The organism is Ectobacillus sp., assembly GCF_056992975.1.
Window position 1 is genome coordinate 1 of record NZ_JBXKMX010000182.1, and the last position, 6,461, is coordinate 6,461.

Sequence of the window (6,461 nt, forward strand, 5' to 3'; positions counted from 1 at the left end):
CATCAGATGGATCTATAAAAAATTTTATCACACCTAACCGCAGACTTCGAGAACTATTAAAAACGAAACCAATTACCTATTACTATCATGAGTTTCAAGGCAATCATACATGGAAGCATTGGCAAAATGACTTGCCAACGGCATTTTCTTCTATGCTCACACTTTAAGCTTTCGATATGGTGTTCATTGATTATACTAAAAAAGAGCACAGCACCTACCTAGCTGTAACAAGGAGGCCACCAGCATGAAATTTGGTATTGTTATTTTCCCAACGCAAGAGATACGGGATCGAGCTAATAATCTTCGGAAACGATATGATACGGATTATGCACTCATTCCTCCTCATATTACTATAAAGCGTACGTTCGAAGCGGTAGAATCCGACATTACCAAAATGGCAGCGTACCTAAAGAAAACTGCAGCAGACATACTGCCCTTTGGGATAAAAATAACTAAGATTAGTACCTTTTATCCTGTTTCTAACACACTTTATTTAAAAATTGAACCTTCAGAACAGCTTGTAGCCTTACACGAAGCCATGTATCGTGACTATTTTACGCAACCCCCGGGTTATTCCTTTATACCTCGTATAACAGTAGCACAAAATCTAACTGACCAAGAACATGCTGATGTATTTGGCAGATTGAAGATGAAACAATTTCAATATGAACAAAATGTAAACCAATTTCACCTAATCTCTCAACAAGAGGACGATACATGGAAAATAGTTGAGACATTTCAATTAGGAAAGAAATAAGATTCGTATTCCAGAGGTGAGCTAACAGGTGAACAACCTATTAGCTCACCTCTTTCTTTTTTAGGATCTACTATGATAATATGAAACGGATTGAATTTTCTTTTAGAAAGAAAGGAGACTCGTGAATTGGACGTTGCACGTTATCAAAATACTACTATTGATTTGCGCACTTACCCGCGCGAACTCTTTCAAATACTATATGAAGCAAGTCTGCAGTGCGAAGTAACATGTACATCGTGCCACGAGCCTGTAAAGCTATATCTAGGAATTTTGCAATCTCCTCATTTTTATCATATTTCTTCTGCAAATACATGCATGGGAGAAGAAATGACAGCAAATAAAGAAGAGCCCGTCCATGCGCATGCTTCAGTGGAACGAGATGGCTTCCGATTCCCCCTATCTCGCGCGATTCGTGATGAACATGTGGCGTCCTCTTGGAAGAACGTACAGTCATACACAGCTACTGAGCAGTTTACAGGATCTAGTCAAAAGCCTTCTTATTATATATTAAATGAAGAGCAGATACCGCTCGATTCCGCTCAATATGAGGCAGTACAATGTACGGAAGGTCCTCTGTTAATTTTAGCAGGGGCAGGTAGCGGAAAAACGAGAGTACTTACCGCAAGAACTGCCTATATGATCCAAGCCAAAGGAATCGATCCGAAATCCATCATGCTTGTTACATTTACTTCTAAGGCAGCTAAGGAAATGAAAGATCGCTTACATCGCTTTTCAAGCCTTTCTCCCCTTGCCCTACATTCCGTTACCGTAGGAACATTTCATAGTATTTGTTTCAAAATGCTGCTTCATTTCGATCCGCAGCGCTACTCACCTAACGCCTTAATTAAATATGAATGGCAAATTGAGAAAATACTAAAGGAAGCAGGGGCAGAGATTGGACTGGATGAGAAGGAGTTTCCCTATGATCAAAGCATGGCACAAATTAGCTATTGGAAAAACACACTAACCTCTTCAACCATTACACCAAAGGATAAGTGGGAAGAACAAGTTCTTTATTTATACAAACGGTATGAGGAACAAAAAGCAAAACAAGGCCAATTTGACTTCGATGATATGTTACTTGGCTGCTATCATATGTTGCTAGAAAATAAAGAGTTGCTAGAACGCTATCAACGCCGTTTTCAATATTTTCTTATTGATGAATTTCAAGATATTAATAAAGTACAATATGAAATTATTAAACTTCTGTCTTCTACCGCACACAATATTTGTGCAGTAGGGGATGATGATCAATCCATTTACGCATTCCGCGGCAGTGATCCATCCTTCATCTTACATTTCGATCAGGAGTTTCCGAACGCTACGGTTATTACCTTGCATGAAAATTACCGATCATCTCATAGCATCGTTACGGCCGCAAATAAAGTTATAACGCGAAATAAAAAAAGACGACCAAAGAAGATGAAGGCCCAATTTCAACTTTCTTCTCCTCCCACTTTCTTTTTTCCTTATGACGAGGAAGAGGAGGCAACGATTGTTGTAACGGACATAAAGGAACGAATTGAACAAGGGGCTCGTCCCTCTGACTTTGCTCTTTTATATCGGACGAACACTGCTTCACGTGCTATATTTGAGCGTCTTTGTCAGTCTACTATTCCGTTTACTATGGAACGTGATGCTGACTCCTTTTATAAGCGCAAAATCGTACGTTATTTATTATCCTTTATGCGACTGAGCGTAAATGAAGAAGATACTTCTGCTCTAGCGGATTTACTTTCTGCTCTCTTTCTAAAGCAATCTGTTATGCAGGATTTAAAACGAATTAGCATTTTAGAGGATTGTACACTCGTTTCGGCTCTCGCCAAGCTTCCCTCCATTATGCCGTTTCAGCAAAAAAAATTACAGCGCATCGTTCCAATTTTTCGCAAACTGCGGAATCTAACTCCTATTACTGCTATTGAAATCATTGAGAAAGATATGGGATTTTCCGAGTTTATTAAAAAACGCGGCGGTGAAGGCAATCAAATGGAGAAAGGCTCTGATGATATTCGAGATGTAAAGGTAGTGGCACGTAAATTCAAAACGCTGCCCGAATTTCTTGAACATGCAGATCATATGACTGCAATGACTGCTGAAATAAAAAAACAAAGTGCCTCCTACAAAGATGCAGTGCAGATGCTTACCATTCACAAGGCAAAGGGGCTTGAATACAAGCACGTCTATGTACTAGGAGGAGTAGATGGATCGCTTCCCCATGATTATTCATTAGAATCATTTCGAGAAGGCGACGAAATGCCGCTCGAAGAAGAACGGCGACTTGCCTATGTAGCTATGACACGAGCAAAGGAATCCTTGCTCGTATCCGTACCGATGATGCGCCGCGGGAAAACAGCTCATCCATCTCGTCTTCTTTCCCCACTTTTAAAATAGGCTCTGTTAAATTTGTTTGTTGATTTCCGCTCCAGGTGCGAGCTTTCCGCTAGGCTTAGGGAGCCTCCTCGGCGCTATGCGCCTGCGGGGTCTCCCTTAACCCGTTCTTCCCGCAGGAGTCTCGCACCTTCCGCTACAATCAACTTAGATTTAGAGTCAACAATAAGTTCTAGCAGAGCCTTAAAATAAAAAGCAGAGCAGCAATTCGCTCTGCTTTTTATTTAGAGTCAGTTTTGGAATCTTTTGCTTTCTTTTTCCCACCACAATTACAGCCTTTTTTCTTTACATAGCCTTCCTGCAATGCCTGCTGTTGCATTTGATAATTCCATTGATGAAGGGTTGGATTTGGACGATGCTTCATACTTCTCTCCCCCCTTTTGTACAAATTCTATTCTATTCAGTATATGACCTTACATAGATGTCTGTTCCTTTCAATCACCTAGCATTCTCGTAACAATCGTTTCTACAATCGCAGCCAAACCTGCTATCGCAAGTAAAAGGAGTAACGGTTCCGTTAAGGCTGGCATTTTATAGTAGAACAATAACAATCCTGCTGTTGTCCATATCCCTGTACACCAATAACAGCTAAGTAAATCCCCTATCCATTTTTGTAATCCCGTCCCTTTACTCTTCGTATACGTTTCTACTGATCCATCTGGTTCAGTCACTTCCTTTTCGTCGATAAAAGGAGACCGAATAAACCGAGTAATTTTGTCATAGATAAGCAGCCGCGTCAATCGAAATGAAGCAAATATAAAAATAATGAGCAAAAACCAATTCTCTTTCAATGGATTCACTTCCTTTATCTCCGCCTTCAAAGCCCATTTCTTAAAAAGCAAACCCAGTATAGTAACCGATTCTAAGCAAACTCAATATCTTAGTAGTGTAAAACAAAACTAAATGATAAGGAGTGAAATTCATGACAAATCATTCTAACATTGGCTGCGTTTGCGATGTTGTAAAATTCATCAATGAAATTCAAGATGTAAATACAGATCCAGGCTGCACTACCAATTGCTTAAACCCTGTGCTTGGCGCATCTACGAACGGCCTAACACCTAATACAAGAGTATTCTCTCTATACACAAAAGAAGGAGAATTATTTTATGCGGAATTCCTAACAGAAAATTGTGATACGGATTCATCACAATTCTTTCGCGTAGAGAGTGTTGAGGATTGCTGCGCAGTACTACGTATATTGAAAAAAGGTGTGAAAAACATGGGAATCTGTGAATTTACAGCTACTTCCCAATGCCTCATTGTAGATTTAAATGCTTTCATCGCTATTGCATGTATTGAGGATACATTTATCCCAGGTGTTTAATGTAAAACACACAAACTATGATGAGCGGTAGGAGATTTCTACCGCTCTTTTACATACGCTACAAAAATCGTATGAAAAGAGAAATTCTATGCCATTCTCATTTGAATGGATACAATGTCGGTGTATGGAATTTTTATAACCGATAAATGATTATAAGCTCGTAATGTAACAATTTGATTTTCAAAGCTTTTCAAATAGCCAATATACATTCCTGTATGAGTTTTACATTCACACAATACATCTGGAATATAGTGCGGACGATTTAAGAGATAGTAAATCTTCTGTTTCGTATCTAAATCTTTAAATGATTTCCTTACTGTGTTTTCTGTTTCTATATCTAATTGTGTTTCCACTTCTTCACTTACGATTTCTTCCGTATTTTCTGTTTCCACATCTAATTGTGCTTCCACCTCTTCATTTACGATTTCTTCCGTGTTTCCTCTACCTTCACTCTGCATTCCATACTCTTCGGTATCCTTCTGTTCTTCAACTGCTTTTTTCTCAAGAGATTCTTCATTCTCCATCTTATTCGGTACAGCTGCTCGTTTATCTGTCTTTATTATAAAAGACTGTTGCATGGAAACCCTTGCTTTTTGAACCTGTGGCTGCGTAATATACAGAAGCGGTTCTTGCTCAAGCTCATTCTTTTTTAACATGTATGCTTCCCCCCAGACCTGTTACTTTCACTCTACATACAATATATGCTCTCCTTCTAGAATAATAATTCTTATTCTTCCTTTGTCTTGTAAATCTCTTCAACAGGATGAATGATATGGCTTTGAAAATCATTTGTCACTCTAAGTCTTCTCGACTTTTCTAAAAGCTTGTATTCCTGAAACGTTGAAGTATGATAACCTACTTTTGAATATCGAATATATACATAGTTGTACCTTGATGTTCCATACAAGAGCAAATTATTACGTAAACACGCTTCTAAGAACCTTGTATCTTCTCCAACATTGATAGGTTCAAACGAGACCTTTGGATAGATATCCTTTCGAAATACCAAGGTGGCACCTACTAAGTAGTTTTTAGACAACTCTTTTAGATTATGAATATACACAAATTCCTTGTTTTCATTGAAAAGCGTAAGAAGCTTTTGACGTAAATAGTAGATAAAGACAGTACTTTTTCCAATAACAGCAGCATTGCTCTCTTTAAAACCTCTTTCTGCTTCCAATAAATAATAGGCAGAATAATAATCATCATCATCAAACTTTACAATATACGGATACCTGGCTTTTGGTATAGCAAAGTTATAACATTCACCGAGAGTAATATGCGCAGGCTGCTGATAAACAGAAACATTCGGATATCGTTTTCCTGCTTGCTCCCATTTATTTAAATCCATTCGATCATCGTTCAATACAATAATTAATTCTTTTTCTTCATATTGTTGACGCTCATAGTTTGCAAATACATTGTGCATTGCAAATTCACGGTTTGTGCATGCGATAATGGAAAACAAACGAATCACCCCCAGTCTGTTTTCTAACGTATGTAGCCAAAATGCACAGATGTTTAATCTTATTCCTGAATTCGAAATAGTATTCATCTGTATCGCCCACACACCGTATAACATATTTCATATAGTAATAGCATCATGGTAAGGTATTCATTTTTTCAGCATGAGGTGAACAACTTGAAAAAAACAGTCCTTGTTACAGGAGTAGCAGGATTTCTCGGCTCCCAATTAGCAGCGGAACTCTTATGTACATCAGGAATTACGGTTATAGGACTTGATAACCTATCGACCGGAAAAATACAAAATATAGAACATCTTCTTTCGTTAGACACCTTTCAATTTATTCCCTATGACGTCGCAACCCCCGATGTCCTGCAATTGCAGGATTTAGATCATATAAATGAAATCTACCATTTGGCTTCCCCAGCCTCTCCGAAGTTCTATCAAGCTACTCCCTTTGAAACAATCGATATTAATATTCAAGGAACGAAAAATATGCTAGAGTTAGCGAAAAAAAGGGATGC

General features: G+C 38.4%; 9 protein-coding genes. 5 read left to right on the forward strand and 4 right to left on the reverse strand.

The annotated features are described in order from the left end of the window. Positions 1–26: 26 nt before the first annotated feature. The 3 genes from AC11ZT_RS08235 (at position 27) to AC11ZT_RS08245 (ending at position 3,148) form a co-directional block, all read left to right on the forward strand. Complete coding sequence (locus tag AC11ZT_RS08235) at positions 27–167, forward strand: alpha/beta hydrolase-fold protein (RefSeq protein ID WP_484059144.1); 141 nt, start codon at positions 27–29, stop codon at positions 165–167. A 77-nt stretch (positions 168–244) separates the two neighbouring features. After that, positions 245–757 (forward strand): 2'-5' RNA ligase family protein, encoded by a 513-nt coding sequence (locus tag AC11ZT_RS08240; protein ID WP_484059137.1) that lies wholly within the window; start codon positions 245–247, stop codon positions 755–757. Positions 758–883: 126 nt separating this feature from the next. Beyond that, positions 884–3,148: an ATP-dependent helicase gene (locus tag AC11ZT_RS08245; RefSeq protein ID WP_484059138.1), complete on the forward strand. Its 2,265-nt coding sequence runs from the start codon at positions 884–886 to the stop codon at positions 3,146–3,148. Between the two features lie 217 nt (positions 3,149–3,365). Here AC11ZT_RS08245 and AC11ZT_RS08250 read toward each other — a convergent pair whose 3' ends face one another. Further along, the gene (locus AC11ZT_RS08250; protein WP_484059139.1) at positions 3,366–3,509 is read right to left on the reverse strand and encodes a cytochrome C oxidase subunit III; all 144 of its coding nucleotides are present in this window, start codon (positions 3,507–3,509) and stop codon (positions 3,366–3,368) included. A 70-nt stretch (positions 3,510–3,579) separates the two neighbouring features. Continuing rightward, positions 3,580–3,936, reverse strand: a complete 357-nt coding sequence (locus tag AC11ZT_RS08255) for a DUF1360 domain-containing protein (RefSeq protein WP_484059145.1) — start codon at positions 3,934–3,936, stop codon at positions 3,580–3,582. A 131-nt stretch (positions 3,937–4,067) separates the two neighbouring features. Here AC11ZT_RS08255 and AC11ZT_RS08260 point away from each other — a divergent pair, with 131 nt between their 5' ends. Continuing rightward, entirely contained in the window at positions 4,068–4,472 is a 405-nt protein-coding gene (locus AC11ZT_RS08260; RefSeq protein ID WP_484059140.1) for a CotY/CotZ family spore coat protein, read from the forward strand. An 86-nt stretch (positions 4,473–4,558) separates the two neighbouring features. Here the strand turns inward: AC11ZT_RS08260 and AC11ZT_RS08265 are convergent, their stop codons facing one another. Further along, on the reverse strand, positions 4,559–5,128 hold the full coding sequence (locus AC11ZT_RS08265; protein WP_484059141.1) for a CotO family spore coat protein: 570 nt from the start codon (positions 5,126–5,128) through the stop codon (positions 4,559–4,561). A 71-nt stretch (positions 5,129–5,199) separates the two neighbouring features. Next, complete coding sequence (locus AC11ZT_RS08270) at positions 5,200–5,940, reverse strand: glycosyltransferase (RefSeq protein WP_484059142.1); 741 nt, start codon at positions 5,938–5,940, stop codon at positions 5,200–5,202. A gap of 174 nt (positions 5,941–6,114) precedes the next feature. On the opposite strand from AC11ZT_RS08270, the gene AC11ZT_RS08275 reads away from it, so the two are divergent. Then, on the forward strand, positions 6,115–6,461 hold a 347-nt coding region (locus AC11ZT_RS08275), incomplete at its 3' end, for an NAD-dependent epimerase/dehydratase family protein (RefSeq protein WP_484059143.1).

Coding starts and splice junctions, on each gene's coding strand:
- AC11ZT_RS08240 (WP_484059137.1), top strand. CDS start 245: ATGAAATTTGGTATTGTTATTTTCCCAACGCAAGAGATACGGGATCGA.
- AC11ZT_RS08260 (WP_484059140.1), top strand. CDS start 4,068: ATGACAAATCATTCTAACATTGGCTGCGTTTGCGATGTTGTAAAATTC.
- AC11ZT_RS08265 (WP_484059141.1), bottom strand. CDS start 5,128: ATGTTAAAAAAGAATGAGCTTGAGCAAGAACCGCTTCTGTATATTACG.
- AC11ZT_RS08250 (WP_484059139.1), bottom strand. CDS start 3,509: ATGAAGCATCGTCCAAATCCAACCCTTCATCAATGGAATTATCAAATG.